18 protein-coding genes are annotated in these 18,427 nt (G+C 67.6%); 3 read left to right on the forward strand and 15 right to left on the reverse strand.

Annotation, left to right across the window (positions count from 1 at the left end):
- Window positions 1-3: 3 nt before the first annotated feature.
- The 5 genes from QOL82_RS18700 to QOL82_RS18720 form a co-directional block, all read right to left on the reverse strand.
- On the reverse strand, window positions 4-660 hold the full coding sequence (locus QOL82_RS18700) for a site-2 protease family protein (RefSeq protein ID WP_283443818.1): 657 nt from the start codon (window positions 658-660) through the stop codon (window positions 4-6).
- Between the two features lie 55 nt (window positions 661-715).
- Window positions 716-1,339, reverse strand: a complete 624-nt coding sequence (locus QOL82_RS18705; RefSeq protein WP_283443819.1) for an L-threonylcarbamoyladenylate synthase — start codon at window positions 1,337-1,339, stop codon at window positions 716-718.
- A 62-nt stretch (window positions 1,340-1,401) separates the two neighbouring features.
- Window positions 1,402-2,274 carry a protease HtpX gene (htpX, locus tag QOL82_RS18710; protein WP_283443820.1) on the reverse strand — a complete coding sequence of 291 codons (873 nt, stop codon included), beginning with the start codon at window positions 2,272-2,274 and terminating at the stop codon, window positions 1,402-1,404.
- Between the two features lie 84 nt (window positions 2,275-2,358).
- Window positions 2,359-3,195 (reverse strand): 3',5'-nucleoside bisphosphate phosphatase, encoded by an 837-nt coding sequence (locus tag QOL82_RS18715; protein ID WP_283443821.1) that lies wholly within the window; start codon window positions 3,193-3,195, stop codon window positions 2,359-2,361.
- A gap of 81 nt (window positions 3,196-3,276) precedes the next feature.
- Entirely contained in the window at window positions 3,277-4,152 is an 876-nt protein-coding gene (locus QOL82_RS18720; RefSeq protein WP_283443822.1) for an alpha/beta fold hydrolase, read from the reverse strand.
- Window positions 4,153-4,288: 136 nt separating this feature from the next.
- On the opposite strand from QOL82_RS18720, the gene QOL82_RS18725 reads away from it, so the two are divergent.
- Window positions 4,289-5,974 (forward strand): acetate--CoA ligase, encoded by a 1,686-nt coding sequence (locus QOL82_RS18725; protein ID WP_283443823.1) that lies wholly within the window; start codon window positions 4,289-4,291, stop codon window positions 5,972-5,974.
- 108 nt (window positions 5,975-6,082) lie between these two features.
- On the opposite strand, the gene QOL82_RS18730 is transcribed toward QOL82_RS18725, so the two are convergent.
- Window positions 6,083-6,337 (reverse strand): hypothetical protein, encoded by a 255-nt coding sequence (locus tag QOL82_RS18730; protein WP_283443824.1) that lies wholly within the window; start codon window positions 6,335-6,337, stop codon window positions 6,083-6,085.
- Between the two features lie 70 nt (window positions 6,338-6,407).
- Entirely contained in the window at window positions 6,408-7,232 is an 825-nt protein-coding gene (locus QOL82_RS18735) for a ferritin-like domain-containing protein (protein WP_283443825.1), read from the reverse strand.
- A gap of 55 nt (window positions 7,233-7,287) precedes the next feature.
- Between QOL82_RS18735 and QOL82_RS18740 the strand changes: the two genes are divergently transcribed.
- Together QOL82_RS18740 and hslO are read left to right on the forward strand one after the other, a co-directional pair.
- Entirely contained in the window at window positions 7,288-7,812 is a 525-nt protein-coding gene (locus QOL82_RS18740) for a gamma carbonic anhydrase family protein (protein ID WP_283443826.1), read from the forward strand.
- The gene (hslO, locus tag QOL82_RS18745) at window positions 7,812-8,738 is read left to right on the forward strand and encodes an Hsp33 family molecular chaperone HslO (RefSeq protein WP_283443827.1); all 927 of its coding nucleotides are present in this window, start codon (window positions 7,812-7,814) and stop codon (window positions 8,736-8,738) included. The genes QOL82_RS18740 and hslO overlap by 1 nt, the downstream gene beginning before the upstream one ends.
- 142 nt (window positions 8,739-8,880) lie before the next feature.
- Here the strand turns inward: hslO and ftsB are convergent, their stop codons facing one another.
- From ftsB to QOL82_RS18785, 8 genes are all read right to left on the reverse strand, one after another.
- Window positions 8,881-9,240, reverse strand: a complete 360-nt coding sequence (gene ftsB / locus QOL82_RS18750; protein WP_283443828.1) for a cell division protein FtsB — start codon at window positions 9,238-9,240, stop codon at window positions 8,881-8,883.
- Between the two features lie 48 nt (window positions 9,241-9,288).
- A complete protein-coding gene (gene eno / locus QOL82_RS18755; protein ID WP_283443829.1) occupies window positions 9,289-10,572 on the reverse strand; it encodes a phosphopyruvate hydratase in 1,284 nt (427 codons plus the stop codon).
- A 76-nt stretch (window positions 10,573-10,648) separates the two neighbouring features.
- On the reverse strand, window positions 10,649-11,503 hold the full coding sequence (kdsA, locus tag QOL82_RS18760) for a 3-deoxy-8-phosphooctulonate synthase (protein WP_283443830.1): 855 nt from the start codon (window positions 11,501-11,503) through the stop codon (window positions 10,649-10,651).
- Complete coding sequence (gene pyrG, locus QOL82_RS18765) at window positions 11,500-13,158, reverse strand: CTP synthase (RefSeq protein ID WP_283443831.1); 1,659 nt, start codon at window positions 13,156-13,158, stop codon at window positions 11,500-11,502. Before pyrG ends, kdsA begins: the two co-directional genes overlap by 4 nt.
- 122 nt (window positions 13,159-13,280) lie before the next feature.
- Window positions 13,281-14,072, reverse strand: coding sequence for an alpha/beta fold hydrolase (locus QOL82_RS18770; protein WP_283443832.1), 792 nt, complete (start codon window positions 14,070-14,072; stop codon window positions 13,281-13,283).
- A 108-nt stretch (window positions 14,073-14,180) separates the two neighbouring features.
- Window positions 14,181-15,047, reverse strand: a complete 867-nt coding sequence (locus QOL82_RS18775; RefSeq protein ID WP_283443833.1) for a DMT family transporter — start codon at window positions 15,045-15,047, stop codon at window positions 14,181-14,183.
- A 153-nt stretch (window positions 15,048-15,200) separates the two neighbouring features.
- Window positions 15,201-17,615, reverse strand: coding sequence for a DNA internalization-related competence protein ComEC/Rec2 (locus QOL82_RS18780; RefSeq protein WP_283443834.1), 2,415 nt, complete (start codon window positions 17,613-17,615; stop codon window positions 15,201-15,203).
- Window positions 17,616-17,624: 9 nt separating this feature from the next.
- On the reverse strand, window positions 17,625-18,422 hold the full coding sequence (locus QOL82_RS18785; RefSeq protein WP_283443835.1) for a TatD family hydrolase: 798 nt from the start codon (window positions 18,420-18,422) through the stop codon (window positions 17,625-17,627).
- Between the last annotated feature and the right edge of the window lie 5 nt (window positions 18,423-18,427).

Raw genomic sequence — 18,427 nt, forward strand, 5'->3', positions numbered from 1 at the left:
GTTTCAGCTCAATAGATAAGTCAGGGGGGAGATCAGCGCCATCAGCGCGGTGTTGGCGGCCATCATCACCGGCGCCATCCAGTATTTCAGGAAGCCCAGCATGGCCAGGCCCATCACGATGAAGAAGCCGTAGTTTTCCAGCTGCCCATACTTGTACGCGTAGCGCGCCGGCAGCAGGCTGGTCATGATGCGCCCGCCGTCGAGCGGCGGCACCGGGAACAGGTTGAAGGCGAAAATGACGAGGTTGGTCAGGATGCCGGCCTGCGCCATGCGCATGAAGAAGTCGTCCGGCTCCTGGAAACCGCTCATCAGGATCACGCCTATCATCCACATCAGCGCCATGACCAGGTTGGCGGCCGGCCCGGCCAGCGCGACCCAGGCCATGTCCCGCTTCGGATTGCGCAGGTTGCGGAACTCGACCGGCACCGGCTTTGCATAGCCGAACAGGAAGGGGCTGCCGACGAAGAACAGCACGATCGGTATCAGCAGCGTGCCGACCGGGTCGATATGCTTGATCGGGTTCAGGCTCATGCGGCCCAGCATGAATGCGGTGTTGTCGCCGAAGTGCCGCGCCGCATACGCATGCGCGGCCTCGTGCAGCGTGATCGCAAACAGGATGGGCAGCGCATAGACCGCGAAGGTCTGGATCATATTGTTCATCGCCGGGATTCTAACAGAGGGGAATCAGGGGAATCGGGCGTCGGGCAGGCTGCTGTCACAGCCCGAACGGCGCAGTGTCGCCCAGCCCCTGCCTTATCAGCTCGGGCTCGGGGCCGGTCAGGTCGATCACGGTGGTCGGCTCGAGCCGGCAGGCGCCGCCGTCGATCACCAGGTCGATCTGTTTCGCCAGGCCGTCGCGGATCTCTTCCGCGTCGGAAAGCGGGTGTTCCTCGCCGGGCAGGATGAGCGTCGTGCCCAGCAGCGGCTGGCCCAGTTCTTCCAGCAGCGCCTGCGCGATCGCGTTGTCCGGCACCCGCAGGCCGATGGTCTTGCGCGACGGGTGGCTGAGCCGCCGCGGCACTTCCTTGGTCGCCTCGAGGATGAAGGTATAGGCGCCCGGCGTGGCCGACTTCAGCAGCCGGTAGCGCGCATTGTCGACCCGCGAGTACAGCGCGATCTCGCTCAGGTCGCGGCACAGCAGCGTCAGGTGATGTTTCTCGTCGATGCCGCGGATGCGGCGCAGGCGCTCCACCGCCGCCTTGTCGTCGAGCCGGGCGACCAGCGCGTAACAGGCATCGGTCGGCAGCGCGACGATGCCGCCGGACTGGATGATCTGCGCGGCCTGCCTGACCAGCCGCAGCTGCGGATTTTCCGGATGGATCTGAAAGAATTGGGTCATCGAATAAAAAGGGCGGAAGCTTCACGCCGCCGCCCCCTGGCTCCTGATAGAAATTACCGCGATCAACGCATGTCGCGCAGCGCGGCAATGCGCTGCTCGATCGGCGGATGGGTCGAGAACAGGTCGAGGAAACCTGGCTTGTCGTGGATGCCCAGCGTCGCCACCGACTCCGGGAGATGGCTGGGCTCGACGCCGCCGAGGCGGGCCAGCGCCTTCACCATCGGCTGCGGGCTGCCCAGCAGCTGGGCCGAGCCGGCGTCCGCGCGGAACTCGCGATGGCGCGAGAACCAGGCCACGATCATCGAGGCGGCGATGCCGAACACCACCTGGCAGACCATCACGGTCACCATGTAGCCGATGCCGGGGCCGCTGTTGCTGTCGCGCGAGATCGCGCGGTCGACCACGTAGCCGACTATCCGCGACAGGAACACGACGAAGGTGTTGACCACGCCCTGCACCAGCGTCATGGTCACCATGTCGCCATTGGCGATGTGCGCGATCTCGTGGCCAAGCACCGCTTCGACCTCGTCGCGGGTCATGCCCTGCAGCAGGCCGGTCGAAACCGCGACCAGCGCGGAATTCTTGAACGCGCCGGTGGCGAACGCATTCGGCTCGCCTTCATAGACGGCGACCTCGGGCATGCGGATGCCGGCGCGGTCGGCCAGCTTCTGCACCGTGTCGATCAGCCACAGCTCGGTGGAGTTGGATGGCGCATCGATCACGTGCGCGCCGGTCGACCACTTGGCCATCGGCTTGCTGATCAGCAGCGAGACGATGGAACCGGTGAAACCAACGACCGCCGAGAACACCAGCAGCATCGGCAGATTGAGTCCGCTGCCCGTGAGAAAACGGTTGACGCCCAGCAGCGACAGCACGATGGACATGACGGCGAGCACGGCAATGTTCGTCGCCAAAAACAGCAAGATTCTTTTCATGGTTGTGGTTCTCCCGTTGGAACGTGCTGCATATGCGGCCTCACGCCGCGCTATTCAAGAGTTGCTGTCGAGTGTCGCGACGCTTCAGATTGCCCAGTCGTGCCAGACCGGCGTGACGCTCGCCGGCAGCGCCGGCAGCTCGCCGAGGTCGATGCGGGATTCGCCGGGGCCGTGGAAATCCGAGCCGCGCGAGGCGAGGAAGCCGTAGCGCTGCGCGACCTTCGCGTATTCGCCGTACTGGTCGGGCGTATGGCTGCCGGTCACGACTTCGATCGCGACGCCGCCCAGGCGCCTGAATTCCTCGAACAGCGCGTCGTAGGCCATCGCATCGAACTTGTAGCGGCCCGGGTGCGCAATGATGGCGACGCCGCCGGCGCCCGTGATCCAGCCGACCGCCTGCGCCAGCGTCGCCCAGCGATGGGGCACGTAGCCCGGCTTGCCTTCGATCAGGTAGTTGCGGAACACCGCCGGCACGTCATGGCAGACGCCGCGGTCGATGATGTAGCGGGCAAAATGGGTGCGCGAGATCAGGTCGGGATTGCCGGCGTAGCGCAGCGCGCCTTCGAAGGCGTCCGGGATGCCGGCGGCGGCCAGCTGTTCCGCCATTTCGCGCGCGCGCAGTTCGCGGCCGGAACGGGTGCTGGCCAGGCCGCGCAGCAGTTCCTCGTTGCGCTCGTCGATCCGCAGGCCGACGATATGCACGGTCTGCCCGGCCCAGGTGATGGAAATCTCGACGCCGGGAACGAAAGGCAGGTCCAGCGCGGCCGCGGCGGCGCGCGCCTCGGGGATGCCGCTGACTTCGTCATGGTCGGTCAGTGCCCAGACATCGACGCCGCGCGCCTTGGCGCGGGCCGCGACCGTGGCCGGCGCCAGCAGGCCGTCGGAAACGTTGGAATGACAGTGAAGATCAAAGTTGCGCATGCGGGGCCGGTAATTGTTTTAATCGTTCTTGGTCGTGCTTCAATCGGATGCATGATTGTACGCCGGCCCCTCCGCCGCGACCTAGCCCAGGAAGTCCTCGATCATCCTGGCCAGCACTTCCGGCTGGTCATGGTGCAGCATGTGGCCGGCATTTTCCACCATGCGCGTCGTCACGTTGGGTATGGTGGCGATGCGGCGGTCGATTTCAAGCCGGGCGCTGTCCTTTGCGCCCATCCAGCGCCCCATGTCGGTCTCGGTGGCCTCGATATAGAGCGTCGGCGCGGTGATCCGCGCCCAGCAGGCGAGCACCTCGTCGAGCCGGTACAGGTGCGGGCTGATGCCCTTGTGCGCCGGGTCGCCCAGGATTTCCCAGTTGCCGGGCGAGGTCTCGCCGGCCCAGTGCCCGGACAGGAAGGCCGCGCGCGCATCGGTCAGCCGCGGATTGGTTTTCTGCAGCCGCGCCGCCACCTCGGCCTGCGACGCATACGAACGCATGGTCGGCGGCGCGCGCAGTTCGTCCAGCCATTTCTCGATGCGCCGCGGCGCCTGCTCGGACCGGCTGGCCGCCATGCCCACGCCTTCCAGGTTGACCAGCCGCGCAATGCGGTCCGGCCGCACGCCGGCATAGCTGGTGCTGACGTTCGCGCCCATGCTGTGGCCCACCAGCCTGATGGCTTCCCCGGGCGCGTAATGGTCGAGGATGGCGTCGAGGTCGCCGATATAGTCGGCGAACCAGTAGGTGTCGGCATGGGCGCGCTCGGTCAGTCCGAAGCCGCGCCAGTCTGGCGCGATCACGTGCCAGTCCTTCTGCAGGCAGTCGACCACGAACTGGAAGGAAGCGGACACGTCCATCCAGCCATGCAGCATGAACAGTTTGGGCGCATCGGCGTCGCCCCAGTGGCGCACGTGGTAACGCAGGCCGCGGACGGCGAGAAATTCGGAACGGGATGCTTTCATGGAAGTCGCGGTGTGTTGTCGTGTTGTCTGGTAGGGAGGCGGACGCCAAGCGATAATGCAGGCTTTCAACGCATCCGGCCGATGCGCTGAAACGCCTTAAAACGAACGGTCGTTCGATAATTATAATGGAGACAGCATGATATCCACCAGCAATGCAGCCGGCGCGGCCGACGAGTACGACGCGCTCTACCGGGGTTTCCACTGGCATGTGCCGCCCGACTTCAATATCGCCCGGCTGTGCGCCGAACGCTGGGCCGGCGACGCCGGGCGCGTCGCCATCCTGTACGAGGACGATGCCGGCCACACCGCCACCCTCACCTATTCCGACCTGTGGCGCGATGCCCGGCAACTGGCGCAGGCGCTGCGCCGGCACGGCGTGGCGCGCGGCGACCGGGTCGCCATCGTGCTGCCGCAGCGGCCGGAAACCGCTATCGCCCATATCGCCTGCCACCTGCTCGGCGCGGTCGCGATGCCGCTGTCCATCCTGTTCGGGCCGGAAGCGCTGGCCTACCGGCTGCAGGACAGCGCGGCGGTGCTGGCCATCGTCGACCAGGCGGCCGCCGACGCGGTGGCCGCGGTGCGCGCCGACTGCCCGGCGCTGAAACGCGTGCTCGGCGCCGGCTGCGACGGCGAACTGGACTGGGATGCCGAACTGGCGCTGTCGGACGGGCGGCTGGACGATGTCGCCGTCGCCACCGGCGCGGGCGACCCGGCCATCCTGATCTATACCAGCGGCACCACCGGCGCGCCCAAGGGCGCGCTGCTGCCGCAGTCGGCGCTGCTGGGCAACCTGACCGGCTTCGTCGCGTCGCAGAACTGGTTCCCGCAGGATGGCGACGTGTTCTGGTCGCCGGCCGACTGGGCCTGGACCGGCGGGCTGATGGATGCGCTGCTGCCCGCGCTGTATTTCGGCATGCCCATCGTCGGCTACCGCGGCCGGTTCTCGGCGGAGACCGCATTCAGGCTGATGGAAAAGTACGGCGTCACCAATACCTTCCTGTTCCCGACCGCGCTGAAGATGATGATGAAGGCGGTGCCGGCGCCGCGCGAACAGTACCGGCTGAAGCTGCGCGCCATCATGAGCGCCGGCGAGGCGGTGGGCGATGCGGTGTTCGGCTGGGGCCAGGCGGCGCTGGGCGTGACGATCAACGAGATGTTCGGCCAGACCGAGATGAACTACATCGTCGGCAACAGCGCCGGGCGCTGGCCCGCGCGGCCGGGCAGCATGGGCCGCCCCTATCCCGGCCACCGGGTCGCGGTCATCGACGACGCAGGCAATCTGGCCGCGCCCGGCGAGATGGGAGAAGTCGCGCTGCACCGTACCGACATCCATGGGCACCCGGACCCGGTATTTTTCCTGGGCTACTGGAATAACGCCGCGGCGACCGAGGCCAAGTACAGCGGCGACTGGTGCCGCACCGGCGACCTGGCGGTGCAGGATGCCGACGGCTACCTGTGGTACCAGGGCCGGGCGGACGACATGTTCAAGGCCGCCGGCTATCGCATCGGCCCGTCGGAAATCGAGAACTGCCTGGTCAAGCACCCGGCGGTCGTGAATGCCGCCGTCATTCCGAAACCGGACCCGGAGCGCGGCAACGTGGTGAAGGCCTTCATCGTGCTGGCCAGCGGCGTGCGCGGCGACGGCGACGCCGGGCGGCAACTGGTCGCGGAACTGCAGGAGCATGTGCGGGGCAAGCTGGCGCCGTATGAATACCCGAAGGAAATCGAGTTTCTCGACGCGCTGCCGATGACGACCACCGGCAAGGTGCAGCGGCGAGTGCTGCGGGAGATGGAAGCTGGGCGAGGCGCATCGGCCGGCTAGTGCGGCAGGGCCGGTCCGGCGCGGCGATCCGGCCCGTCCGCCCGGAAGCCGCGGCATAGGCGGGCAGCGGGCGGCGCGGGACGCCGCCACTGCCCGCCCATGCCGACCTTACTGCTTCTCGCCGTTCTTGGTCTGCGCGTCCTTGGCCGCGTTCTGCATGCTCTCGCCGGCCTTTTCCATGCCCTTGCCCGCCTTCTCGGCCAGCTTGTTGATGCCCTCGGCCGCCTTCACCGCGGCCTGGTCCAGCTTCTGGCCAACCTGCTCCGCCGGGCCTTCGGTGCGCGCCGTATCGTTGCGCTGGCAGCCGGCAAGCGCCGCCAGCAGCATGCCCAGCGCGAAAGCGGATTTCACGGTCGTTCTCATGTCCTGCTCCTGAAAGCGTGTAATTGGAATGCACAAGTGTAGCGCCCGCTGCCAGACTGGCAACACCGTATCAGCAGCCCAGTTGCGCCAACTCCAATTCGGTAAATCCGGCGGCGCGGCGCGCTTCCAGGTTGAACGGGCCGCGCAATGGCGGCGCCTTGTAGCGCGCGGCCAGATCGGCGTATGCCGCGACCGGCTCCAGCCCGCGCTGGGCGCACAGCCAGCCGAACCAGCGGTTGCCGATCGCGACATGGCCGATCTCGTCGCGCAGGATGATGTCGAGGATGGCCGCCGCCGCCATGTCGCCGGCCTGCGCCAGCTTGGCGCGCACCGGCGGCGACGCATCCAGCCCACGCGCCTCCAGCGTGCGGGGCACCAGCGCCATGCGCGCCAGCACGTCGCCGGAAGTCTTTTCCACCATGTCCCACAGGCTGTTGTGGGCGCTGAAGTCGCCATACGCATAGCCCTGGCCCTGCAGGTGCGCGGCCAGCAGCGTGAAATGATGGGCTTCCTCGGCGGCGACCTTGAGCCAGTCGGCATAGTAGTCGTCGGGCATGCCGGAAAAGCGCCACAGCGCGTCCAGCGCCAGGTTGATCGCATTGAACTCGATGTGCGCGAGCGCATGCAGCAGCGCCGCCCTGCCCTCGACCGTGCGCATCGACCGCCGCTGGACCGACAGCGGGGCGACCAGCGCCGGCCGCTGCGGCCGGCCGGGAATGCCCGCGGGCGCGGCAAGCGCCGCACCGGATGCCAGCGCGACCGCATGCTGGCGCCAGGCCGCATGGAGCGACGTGACGCCGGCCGCCTTGGCCGCCGGGTCGCGTTCCAGCAGCCAGGACAGCGCGCTGCGGCGTAATTCCGTGGAAACTTTTTGGCCGGTCGTCGATGGAGTCATGGAGGCAGCGGTAGAATAAAGCCCGTCAAAAACCCACCATTCTACGAAAAAAACCATGGCCATCTACCAACTGGGCGATCTTGTTCCCGACATACACCCGAGCGCCTATGTCGCCGAAACCGCCACCGTGATAGGTCGCGTGAAGCTGGAAGCCAATACCAGCGTCTGGTCGAATGTCACGATACGCGGCGACAACGATCAGATCACCATCGGCGAAAACAGCAATATCCAGGAGTCGGCGGTGCTGCATACCGATCCCGGCTACCTGCTGACGCTGGGCCGGGGCGTGACGGTCGGCCACCAGGTGATGTTGCATGGCTGCACCATCGGCGACAACAGCCTGATCGGCATCCAGGCCGTGGTCTTGAATAATGCGAAGATCGGCCGCAATTCACTGGTTGGCGCCGGCGCGCTGGTCACGGAAGGCAAAGAATTTCCGGACAATGCGTTGATCATCGGCACGCCAGCCAAAGTGGCCCGCCTGCTGACCGACGACGAGGTGGCCAATCTCCAACGTGCTGCCGCTTCCTATGTGCAACGCGGCCAGGACTTCAAGACTTCCCTGAAACGAATCGACTGATGACAGATACCCTGCAGAAATTCATGTTTGACAACACGCCGGTGCGCGGCGAGCTGGTGGAGATTTCCGACACCTGGCGCGAGATCCTGTCGCACCGCGACTATCCGCGCGCGGTGCGTTCTCTGCTGGGTGAAATGCTGTCGGCGGCGGCGCTGCTGTCGGCCAACCTGAAGTTCAACGGCGCGCTGGTGATGCAGATCCACGGCGACGGGCCGCTGACCCTGCTGGTGGTCGAATGCGACGCCGAACTGAAGATGCGCGCCACCGCCAAGCTGGCGGATGACGCGGTGGTGCCCGACGATGCGACGCTGACCGAACTGGTCAACCGCAACGGCGGCGGCCGCTTCGCCATCACGCTCGATCCCAAGGACAAGATGCCCGGCCAGCAGGCCTACCAGGGCATCGTGCCGCTGGACGGCAGCTCGATCGCGGTGGTCATCGAGAACTACATGATGCGTTCCGAGCAGCTCGACACCCGGATGTGGCTGGCCGCGGACGACCAGGTGTCCCGCGGCCTGCTGCTGCAGAAGCTGCCCGGCGTCGGCGGCTTCCACGCACCGTCGGAAGACACGCTGGAAGCCTGGGAGCGCACCGTGATGCTGGCCTCCACGCTGCGGCAGGACGAGCTGCTCAGCACCGACATCCAGACCGTGATGCGCCGGCTGTTCTGGGAGGAAACGATACGGGTGTTCGACCCGCTGCATCCGCGCTTCCATTGCAGCTGCAACCGGGAGCGGGTCGGCAACATGCTGAAAATGCTGGGCCAGGAGGAAATCGATTCCGCCATCGCCGAGCTTGGGCACCTGGGCATCGACTGCGACTTCTGCGGCCAGCATTACGACTTCGACAAGGTCGATTGCGCGCAGCTGTTTGCCGTGGAGATCCCGGTGGATGCGTTGCAGACGCCGGGGCCGAGCCGGCACTGATCCGGCGCGAAGCCCGCGCCAGGCCCGCATCGAAACGGGCCTGACGGTCTTGCAGCAGTCCTCGCCAGCGCCATGCGCTGGTTTTTTTTATGGCAATACGGGCACATGAAAGGAAATCGGCCCGAAACTGACGGGCCTGAAACTACGGGGTCTTCTTCCGCTGCGGCGGCGCCTTCCCCTTGGGCGGCGGCTTGACCGGCGCCGCCACTTCCTGCAGCGGCGGGCTGGTGTTGGGGTCAAGGATCTGCACGAATATCTCGTTGTCCTTGATCATGCCGAGCTCGTAGCGCGCCCGCTCCTCGACCGCGCCGGTGCCCTCTTTCAGGTCCTGCACTTCCGAGGCGAGCTTGCTGTTGCGGGCGCGCAGTTCATCATTCTTCTTCTGCGCCGCGTAGACCTGCTGGTCCAGGTCCCAGACCTTGAGCCAGCCGCCCTTTCCCAGCCATAGCGGAAATTGAACCAGCAGGAGCAATGCCGTAAGACTAAGCAGGATCAGACGCATGGGATGCTTCGCAATGATGAGCCGGCGGCGAGCGCCGCCGGCGGCGGATTACTTCAGGTTGTAGAACGCGTCGCGGCCCGGGTAGCTGGCGATGTCGCCCAGGTCTTCCTCGATGCGCAGCAACTGGTTGTACTTGGCCATGCGGTCAGAACGCGACATCGAGCCGGTCTTGATCTGCAGCGCGTTCATGCCGACCGCGATGTCGGCGATGGTCGAGTCCTCGGTCTCGCCGGAACGGTGCGAGATGACCGCGGTGTAGCCGGCGCGCTTGGCCATTTCGATCGCGGCGAAGGTCTCGGTCAGCGTGCCGATCTGGTTGATCTTGATCAGGATGGAGTTGGCGATATTCTTCTGGATGCCTTCCTTCAGGATCTTCGTGTTGGTCACGAACAGGTCGTCGCCGACCAGCTGGATGCGCTTGCCCAGCGTCTGCGTCAGCGTGGCCCAGCCTTCCCAGTCGTTTTCCGCCATGCCGTCCTCGATCGAGATGATCGGGTACTTGTCGCACCAGGTCGCCAGCAGGTTGGTGAAGTCGCCCGACGACAGCGCCAGGCCCTCGCCGTCCAGCCGGTACTTGCCGTCCTTGTAGAACTCGGACGCGGCGCAGTCCAGGCCCAGCGCGATCTGCGTGCCCGGCTCGTAGCCGGCCTGCTCGATGGCCTGCAGGATCAGCTTGATCGCCGCTTCGTGGTTCGCCACCGACGGCGCGAAACCGCCTTCGTCGCCGACTGCGGTGGTCAGCTTGTTTTCGTGCAGGATCTTCTTGAGCGTATGGAACACCTCGGCGCCGTAGCGGATCGCCTCGCGGAAGCTGGGCGCGCCGATCGGGATGATCATGAACTCCTGCAGGTCGAGGTTGTTGTCGGCATGCGCGCCGCCGTTGATCACGTTCATCATCGGCACCGGCATCTGCATCGCGCCGGAGCCGCCGAAATAGCGGTACAGCGGCAGGCCGGCTTCCTCGGCGGCGGCCTTGGCGACGGCCATCGACACGGCCAGCGTGGCGTTGGCGCCCAGGCGCGCCTTGTTCTCGGTGCCGTCGAGGTCGATCAGGGTGCGGTCGAGGAAAGCCTGCTCATTGGCGTCCAGGCCCATGATGGCTTCGGAAATCTCGGTGTTGATGTTCTCGCAGGCGCGCAGCACGCCCTTGCCGAAATAACGGCTGCTGTCGCCGTCGCGCAGCTCGATGGCCTCGCGCGAACCGGTCGATGCGCCGGATGGCACCGCGGCGCGGCCCATCACGCCGGATTCCAGCAGCACGTCGCATTCGACGGTCGGGTTGCCGCGGGAATCAATTATTTCGCGGCCGATAATGTCAACAATAGCGCTCATTCAAGTCTCTCCAGAGTGGTCGTAAGGGTTGCGGGCCGCCTCTTCGGGCGCCCGTGGTCTGTCAGGCGATGCCGCCTCAGGCGAAGCCGTTTTCCAGGAAACCGGCGCGCTTGACGACCCGGTCCAGGTCCAGCAGCGTGGCCAGCAGTTCCTTCATCCGGTTCAGAGGCACCGCGTTCGGGCCGTCAGACATCGCTTCGGCCGGGTTCGGATGGGTTTCCATGAACAGGCCGGCGATGCCGACCGCGACCGCGGCCCGCGCCAGCACCGGCACGAATTCGCGCTGGCCGCCGGACGACGTGCCCTGCCCGCCGGGCAGCTGCACCGAATGGGTGGCGTCGAACACGACCGGGCAGCCGGTCTCGCGCATGATGGCCAGCGAACGCATGTCCGAGACCAGGTTGTTATAGCCGAAGGACACGCCGCGCTCGCAGGCCATGAAGTTATCTTCGGCGAGGCCGGCGTCGCGCGCCGCGGCGCGGGCCTTGTCGATCACGTTCTTCATGTCGTGTGGCGCGAGGAACTGGCCCTTCTTGATATTGACCGGCTTGCCGGAACGGCCGCAGGCCTGGATGAAGTCGGTCTGCCGGCACAGGAAGGCCGGCGTCTGCAGCACGTCGACCACCGAGGCGACATGCGGGATTTCCTCGATCGCATGGATGTCGGTCAGCACCGGCACGCCCAGCGTCTTCTTCACGTCGGCCAGGATGTCCAGGCCCTGCTCCATGCCCAGCCCCCGGAACGAGGTGCCGGACGACCGGTTCGCCTTGTCGAACGAGGACTTGTAGATGAACGGGATGCCCAGCGCGGAAGTGATTTCCTTCAGCTGGCCGGCGGTGTCATGCGCCATCTGGCGCGACTCGATCACGCAGGGGCCGGCAATCAGGAAAAAGGGCTGATCCAGCCCGACGTCGAAACCGCAGAGCTTCATGCCGCTTTCCTTTCAGACAAGGCCTGCTTGTGCGCCAGCGCCGCCTTGATGAAGGAGATGAACAGCGGGTGGCCGTCACGCGGCGTGGATTTGAATTCCGGATGGTATTGCACGCCCATGTACCACGGGTGCGCATTGTCGCCGCTGCGCGGCAGCTCCATGATCTCGCACAGCGACTCGGTCGGCGTGCGGGCCGCCACCACCAGCCCGGCGTCCTCGACGCGGCCCAGGTAATGGTTGTTGGCTTCGTAGCGATGCCGATGACGCTCGGTCACGACCGCGCCGTAGATCTCGGCCGCCAGCGTGCCCGGCTTGACCTCGCAGGTCTGCGCGCCCAGGCGCATGGTGCCGCCGAGGTCGGAATTGGCGTCCCGCTTCTCGACCTTGCCGTCATGGTTCTGCCATTCGTTGATCAGCGCCACCACCGGGTGTTCGGTGTTGTCGTCAAACTCGGTCGAATTCGCATGGACCAGGCCCGCCTTGTTGCGCGCGTATTCGATCAGCGCGACCTGCATGCCCAGGCAGATGCCGAGGTAGGGAATCTGGTTCTCGCGCGCATAGCGGGCCGCGGCGATCTTGCCCTCGACGCCGCGCTTGCCGAAGCCGCCCGGCACCAGGATCGCGTCGAACTTGTTCAGCGCGCCGGTGCCATGCAGCTCGATTTCCTCGGAGTCGACATACTCGATGTTGACCCGGCTCTCGGTGTGGATGCCGGCATGGCGAAGCGCCTCGGTCAGCGACTTGTACGACTCGGTCAGGTCGACATACTTGCCGACCATGCCGATAGTCACGTCCGCCTTCGGGTTTTCCAGCGCGTAGACCAGCTTGTTCCAGACGGTCAGGTCGGCCGGCCGCGGCGACAGCGCCAGGCAGTCGCAGACGATGGCGTCCAGGCCCTGGTCGTGCAGCATCTGCGGGATCTTGTAGATGGTGTCGGCGTCCCAGACCGAGATCACGCCCTCTTCGCGCACGTTGGAGAACAGCGAAATCTTCGCGCGCTCGTCGTCCGGGATGCGGCGGTCAGCGCGGCACAGCAGCGCGTCCGGCGAGATGCCGATCTCGCGCAGCTTCTGCACGCTGTGCTGGGTCGGCTTGGTCTTCAGCTCGCCGGCGGATGCCAGGTAAGGCACCAGCGTCAGGTGGACGAAGGCGGTGGAATTGCGGCCGGCGCGCAGCGCGAGCTGGCGCGCGGCTTCCAGGAATGGCAGCGACTCGATGTCGCCGACCGTGCCGCCGATCTCGACGATGGCCACTTCGTAGCCCTCGGCGCCGCGGTGGATGTAGTCCTGGATTTCATTGGTGATGTGCGGGATCACCTGCACCGTCTTGCCGAGGTATTCGCCGCGGCGCTCCTTGCGGATGACGGACTCGTAGATCTGGCCGGTGGTGAAATTGTTCACCTTCTTCATCTTGGGCGTGATGAAACGCTCATAGTGGCCAAGGTCGAGGTCGGTCTCGGCGCCGTCGTCGGTGACGAACACCTCGCCGTGCTGGAACGGGCTCATGGTGCCGGGATCGACGTTGATGTACGGATCCAGCTTCAGCATGGTGACTTTGAGGCCGCGGGATTCGAGGATCGCAGCCAGGGAGGCGGCGGCGATTCCCTTGCCCAGGGAAGACACGACGCCGCCAGTGACGAATACAAACTTGGTCATTACAGAAGGTGCCGAACGGCACGTGCGGGAAATGGAAATTATACCGCAAACCCTTTTTTCTTCCCGCCGAATCGGGCCGCCCGGTTGATTGCGCTAAAGCGCGCCGGCACGGCCAAAGCGGTTCAGGCGTGCAGCAGCGCCTGCGCCATCTGGTGCACCGCGGTGGCCGCCGCGGCCGGATGCTCCAGCGGGAACAGGTGGCTGCCGGGAATCTTGCGGAAATGGCGTCCGACCAGTCGCCGCGTCGCGCGCAGGCCGGCGCGGCGGCATTCGACCGAGTCGGCGCCGCCGATGAAGCCCACCGGCACCGGGAAATTGCCGCGCACCAGCGAACCGAGGTGATCGGGCAGGCTGCGGTAGACCGCGGTTTCCGCTTCCCGCGTGAAGCGCAGCGTCACGCCCTCGCCGTCCGGCACCGTGCCGTGCTCGACATAGTCGCGCAGCACCGCCGGCGGCCAGGCGGCGAATATCGGCTTGGCCGCGTAATGCGCATAGGCGGCGTCGCGGTCCGGCCAGACGTTGCGCCGTTTTTCGGAAAACCGCGCCGGCGACAGCCTGCGGTCTATGCCCACCGCCTTGGCCAGCCGCAACAGCAGCGCGCGCCAGCCGGCCACCACCGGCGCGTCCAGCAGCACCACGCCGCGCACCAGGTCCGGCCGGGCGCGCGCCGCCATCAGGCTCAGCATGCCGCCCATCGAATGCCCGACCAGGATCGCCGGCCGGCGCGCGTCCAGTGTGGCGAGCAGCTCCCCGACCAGCGCCTGCCAGCCGTTGCTGATCGGATAGGCCGGGTCGTGCGCATGCAGCGGCAGCGCGGCGATGTCGTAATGGGCGCGCAGGTGGTTGAGGAAAACGCGGTAGGTGTCTGCCGGATAACTGTTGGCATGGACAAACTGGATCAGCTGCTGGGTCATGGGTGTGCTGCGGGGTGCGGCAAGAAGTGGAACGGGCATTTTACGCCACGATGGAAATGACGGTGCCAGGCTGAACAAACGCGCCGCTGACCGCACAGTCGGGCAGCCTCATTTGCCGGGCTGCGCGGCGAATATGACCAGCGCCAGCCCGCCCAGCAGCGCTGCCGATGCATACACCAGTTGCGGCGTCACCGGCTCGGCCAGCAGCAGGACGCCGCCCAGCGTGGCCAGCACCGGCACGCTCAGCTGGACGCTGGCGGCGGTGGTCGCTGCCAGGCCCTGCAGCGCGCGGTACCAGATCACGTAGCCCAGCCCCGATGTCAGCGCGCCGGACGCCAGCGCGCAGGCGACGCCGCGCCAGCTGGACGCGGACCACGGCAGCAGCGCCAGCCCGGTCGCCGCCGCCATCGCCGCGACCCGCACGAAGTTGCCGGCGGTCGCGGCGGTCGGGTCGCCGGCGCCGCGGGCCCGCAGCGAATACACGCCCCAGGCGACGCCGGCGCTCGCCATCAGCAGACCGTGCAGCGGCGACGGCGCCACCAGGCCCGGCAGCAGCAGGACCAGCAAGCCGGCCCCGGCCAGCGCCAGGCCGAACAGCTGCGGGCGGTTGAACCGCTCGCCGCGCGACAGGCCGTAGCCGATCATCGTGGCCTGCACCGCGCCGAACAGCAGCAGCGCGCCGGTGGCGGCCGACAGGCCAAGGTAGGCGAAGGAAAACCCGGCCGCATAGACAAACAGCGCCGCGGCGGAGCGCCAGCTGCCGGCCGCCAGCGGGCTTGCGCCCCGCATCCCCATCAGCAGCGCCAGCACCGCCGCGCCGGAAACCAGGCGGATCGCGGTGAAGCTGGCCGCGTCGATCTGGCCGTCCTTCAGCGCCAGCCGGCACAGCAGCGAGTTGCCGGCGAATGCCAGCATGGCTACCAGGGTCAGGAAGGCGGTGCGCGGTTTCAAGCGATGGCGTCCTTGGCGGCGCATGTGCCGCGCGGTGTGGATCGGGCGATGCCAGGGATCTTAACCGGATATCCGCGCTTCGATCGATGCCGGTTCCGGCCTGATCCCGCTGCCGCGCCGGCGGAAATGGCCCGGCGGACTAGGGCGGGCTGGCCGAACGCCAGCTTCGCCGCCTTTTCACCTTCCATACCAGTAGCGGCGATGCGCGTCGCGGTAGCGTTCCACCTGCACCGCGCCGTCCGGCCCGCCGGCGAAATCCAGCCGCACCGCGCCATCCAGGTCCGAACGCAGCCTTCGTATGCCGCGCTCCGCGTAGCGCGCCTCGACCTGCGGCTTCGGATGGTGGTAGCGGTTCCGGTACCCGACCTGGAACACCGCGATCTGCGGCGCGACCGCATCGAGGAAATCCGGCGTCGACGAGGTGCCGCTGCCGTGGTGCGGCGCCAGCAGCACGGTGGCCATCAGCTTGTGTGGCATTGCATCGAGCAGCATCGCTTCCTGCGGCGCCTCGATGTCGCCGCCCAGCAGCATCGAGGCGCCGCCGGCGCTGACCCGCAGCGTGCAGCTGCGGGCATTCGGCTTCCACCGTTCGCCGGCATAGATCTGGGGCGTCGGATGCAGCATCTCGAACTGCACGCCGTCCCATTCCCAGCGCTGCCCGGCCAGGCAGCGCCGGTGCTGGCGGGCCGCGCCGACGATCTCGTGGTCGGCGTCGAGCGACGAGGTGAGCCAGCCGACATCGACCGCATCCATCACCGATAGCGCGCCGCCCGAATGATCGGCGTCGCTGTGCGACACCACCATCGCGTCCAGCATCGCGATGCCGCGGCCCTTCAGGTAGGGCACGATCACGCGGCTGCCGCCGTCGGACTCCGGCGTGTAGGCCGGCCCGGTGTCGTACAGCAGCCGGTGATGCGCGGTCTCCAGCAGCAGCGCATTGCCCTGGCCGATGTCGAAGGCGGTCACGCGGAAGCCCTGCTCGGGAAACCGCGGCGCATTGAGCAGCAGCGGCAGCCACAGCGCCAGCCCGAGGCGGCGCGCCGGCCAGCCGCGCGGCAGCAGCAGCCAAAGCGCGCCCAGCAGCGCCAGCACGAACATCCACCAGGACGGCAGCGGCGCGCTCCAGACTGCCAGCGGCAGGCTGCTGAGCCATGCCAGCAGCACGGCCAGCTGCTGCACCAGCCAGTGCGCGACCAGCAGCAGCCAGGCCGACAGCGGCGCCGGCGCCATGCTGCCGGCCAGCGCCAGCGGCGTCACCGCGAAGCTGACCAGCGGGATGGCGACCGCATTGGCCAGCGGGCTGACCAGCGAGACCTGGCCGAACAGCAGCAGGGTCAGCGGCACCAGGCCGACGGTCACCGCGTACTGGGTGCGGCAGGCCGCCGAGAACGCCTGCCGCCAGCGCGCGACGCGGCCGGCCGCGGCCCGTTCGGCGCGGCCGACGGACGCCAGCAGGATCACCGCGACCGCGCCGAACGACAGCCAGAAGCCGGGCCACAACACCGCCCACGGGTCCAGCAGCAGCACCACGCCGAGCGCGGCGCACAGCACATGCGACACGCTTGCGATGCGCCCGCTCCAGAGCGCCGCGCCGACCACCGCGATCATGTACAGCGTGCGCTGCGCCGGCACGCCGAATCCGGCCAGCAGCACATAGGCCAGCGCCACCGCAACCCCGGCCAGCGAGGCGACCTTCTGCGCGGGCAGCAGCAGCGGCAACTGCCGCCCGGTGAACAGCGAATGCCGCCACAGCAGCCGGGCCAGGCCGGCAGCCAGGCCGGCCACCATCGTGATGTGCAGCCCGGAGATCGACACCAGGTGGCCGATGCCGGTGCGCGTGAAGATCTTCCAGTCGCCCTGGTCGATGTCGCGCTGGTCGCCGATCACCAGTGCGATGATGACGCCCGCATACGGCTGGCCGCGCAGCGCCCGCTCGATGCGCTCCCGCAGCCAGCCGCGGCAGCGCTCGACGACGGCGGTGAAGCCGGGCACGAAGGCCGACAGCCGCCGGTTCGCGCTGCCCGGCGCGGCGTCGCCGCGCACGCTGCCGGTGGCCCGCAGCCTCTGCTCCAGCAGCCAGGCCTCGTAGTCGAAGCCGTCCCAGTTCGCGTTGCCATGCGGCTTCTTGAGGCGCAGCGCGAATTGCCAGCGCTCTCCCGGCTGCAGCGCCGGCGGCTGCGGCCCGCGCGGCTCGGCATACCAGGACAGCGCCAGCCGCGGCGGCAGTCGCACCGGCGAGCCGTCCGGCAGCGCGGCCGATTCGAGCGCCAGGTTGAAGCGCAGGCCACGCTCGAAGCGGTAAGGCAGGCTGTCGATGACGCCGGTGGCGACCAGGTCCTGCCCTTCCAGTCCGGCCGGCAGTTCGTCGGCCAGGTAATGCTGCGCGACCAGCGCCGCCCACAGGAATCCGGCGACGGCGCCGCAGGCCAGCCTGGCCGATGCGCGCGCCCACGCGGCCGGCAGCCGGCGGCACGGCAGCGCAATGCATGCCGCCGCCAGCAGCAGCAGGCCGGCCATCCATGGCGACGGCAGCGACGCGCGGGTCTGCAGCAAGCCGACGCCGGACGCGAATCCGAGCAGCAGGCAGCGCACCGCGCGGGTTCAGGCGGGGAGTTGCAGCCGCGGCAGCGCAGCCTGCGCATTCGCGGTCGTGAGCCGGGCGATCTCGTCGACCGGCATGCATCGCAGCTCGGCCATGGCCGCGCCTATGCGCGGCAGTTGTTCGGGACTATTGCGCGCCGGGTGCAGCCAGACCGGGGAAATGTCGGGCGCATCGGTTTCCAGCACCAGCGCGGACGCCGGCACGGTGGCGGCGAGGCGGCGTATCTGCAGCGCCCGCGGGAAGGTCATCGCGCCGCCGAAGCCGAGCCGGAAGCCCAGGCCGATGAAGGTCTCGGCCTGCTGGAAGCTGCCGTTGAACGCGTGCGCGATGCCGCCGGGCAGGCTGATGCGGCGCAGGTGCTTCAGGATGATGTCCTGCGAGCGGCGCACGTGCAGCAGCACCGGCAGCCCGAAGTCGCGCGCGATCTTCAGCTGCGCCTGGTAGAAATGTTCCTGCCTGGCGCGCATCTCCGGCGTGCAGAGATGGGGCAGGAAGTAGTCGAGGCCGATCTCGCCGATCGCCACCAGGTTCGGATCGTCCATTGCCGACGCGACGGTTTCGCGCAGCAGCGCCAGGTCGTCGTCGGACGCGCCCGGCACGCAGATCGGGTGGATGCCCAGCGCGTAGCGGCAGTTGGGCTGGCGCCGCGCCAGGTCGCGCACGGTGGCGAAATTGTGGCGGTCGACCGCCGGGATCACGATGCCGCTCACACCCTGCCCGCCGGCCTGCGCGGCGATGGCGTCGGACGCGCCGCCGAATTCGCCGGCGTCCAGGTGGCAGTGGGTGTCGGTCCACATCGGCG

It is taken from the genome of Noviherbaspirillum suwonense, assembly GCF_900182955.1.
In the GTDB taxonomy this organism is placed as follows: domain Bacteria; phylum Pseudomonadota; class Gammaproteobacteria; order Burkholderiales; family Burkholderiaceae_D; genus Noviherbaspirillum_A; species Noviherbaspirillum_A suwonense.

Excerpts from the sequence above, each read along its gene's own strand:
- QOL82_RS18715 (WP_283443821.1), bottom strand. The coding sequence starts at position 3,195 with ATGCGCAACTTTGATCTTCACTGTCATTCCAACGTTTCCGACGGCCTG.
- QOL82_RS18705 (WP_283443819.1), bottom strand. The coding sequence starts at position 1,339 with ATGACCCAATTCTTTCAGATCCATCCGGAAAATCCGCAGCTGCGGCTG.
- QOL82_RS18785 (WP_283443835.1), bottom strand. The coding sequence starts at position 18,422 with ATGTGGACCGACACCCACTGCCACCTGGACGCCGGCGAATTCGGCGGC.
- QOL82_RS18740 (WP_283443826.1), top strand. The coding sequence starts at position 7,288 with ATGGCCATCTACCAACTGGGCGATCTTGTTCCCGACATACACCCGAGC.
- QOL82_RS18720 (WP_283443822.1), bottom strand. The coding sequence starts at position 4,152 with ATGAAAGCATCCCGTTCCGAATTTCTCGCCGTCCGCGGCCTGCGTTAC.
- hslO (WP_283443827.1), top strand. The coding sequence starts at position 7,812 with ATGACAGATACCCTGCAGAAATTCATGTTTGACAACACGCCGGTGCGC.
- eno (WP_283443829.1), bottom strand. The coding sequence starts at position 10,572 with ATGAGCGCTATTGTTGACATTATCGGCCGCGAAATAATTGATTCCCGC.
- QOL82_RS18700 (WP_283443818.1), bottom strand. The coding sequence starts at position 660 with ATGAACAATATGATCCAGACCTTCGCGGTCTATGCGCTGCCCATCCTG.
- QOL82_RS18735 (WP_283443825.1), bottom strand. The coding sequence starts at position 7,232 with ATGACTCCATCGACGACCGGCCAAAAAGTTTCCACGGAATTACGCCGC.
- QOL82_RS18730 (WP_283443824.1), bottom strand. The coding sequence starts at position 6,337 with ATGAGAACGACCGTGAAATCCGCTTTCGCGCTGGGCATGCTGCTGGCG.
- htpX (WP_283443820.1), bottom strand. The coding sequence starts at position 2,274 with ATGAAAAGAATCTTGCTGTTTTTGGCGACGAACATTGCCGTGCTCGCC.
- ftsB (WP_283443828.1), bottom strand. The coding sequence starts at position 9,240 with ATGCGTCTGATCCTGCTTAGTCTTACGGCATTGCTCCTGCTGGTTCAA.
- pyrG (WP_283443831.1), bottom strand. The coding sequence starts at position 13,158 with ATGACCAAGTTTGTATTCGTCACTGGCGGCGTCGTGTCTTCCCTGGGC.
- kdsA (WP_283443830.1), bottom strand. The coding sequence starts at position 11,503 with ATGAAGCTCTGCGGTTTCGACGTCGGGCTGGATCAGCCCTTTTTCCTG.
- QOL82_RS18725 (WP_283443823.1), top strand. The coding sequence starts at position 4,289 with ATGATATCCACCAGCAATGCAGCCGGCGCGGCCGACGAGTACGACGCG.
- QOL82_RS18775 (WP_283443833.1), bottom strand. The coding sequence starts at position 15,047 with ATGCGCCGCCAAGGACGCCATCGCTTGAAACCGCGCACCGCCTTCCTG.
- QOL82_RS18770 (WP_283443832.1), bottom strand. The coding sequence starts at position 14,072 with ATGACCCAGCAGCTGATCCAGTTTGTCCATGCCAACAGTTATCCGGCA.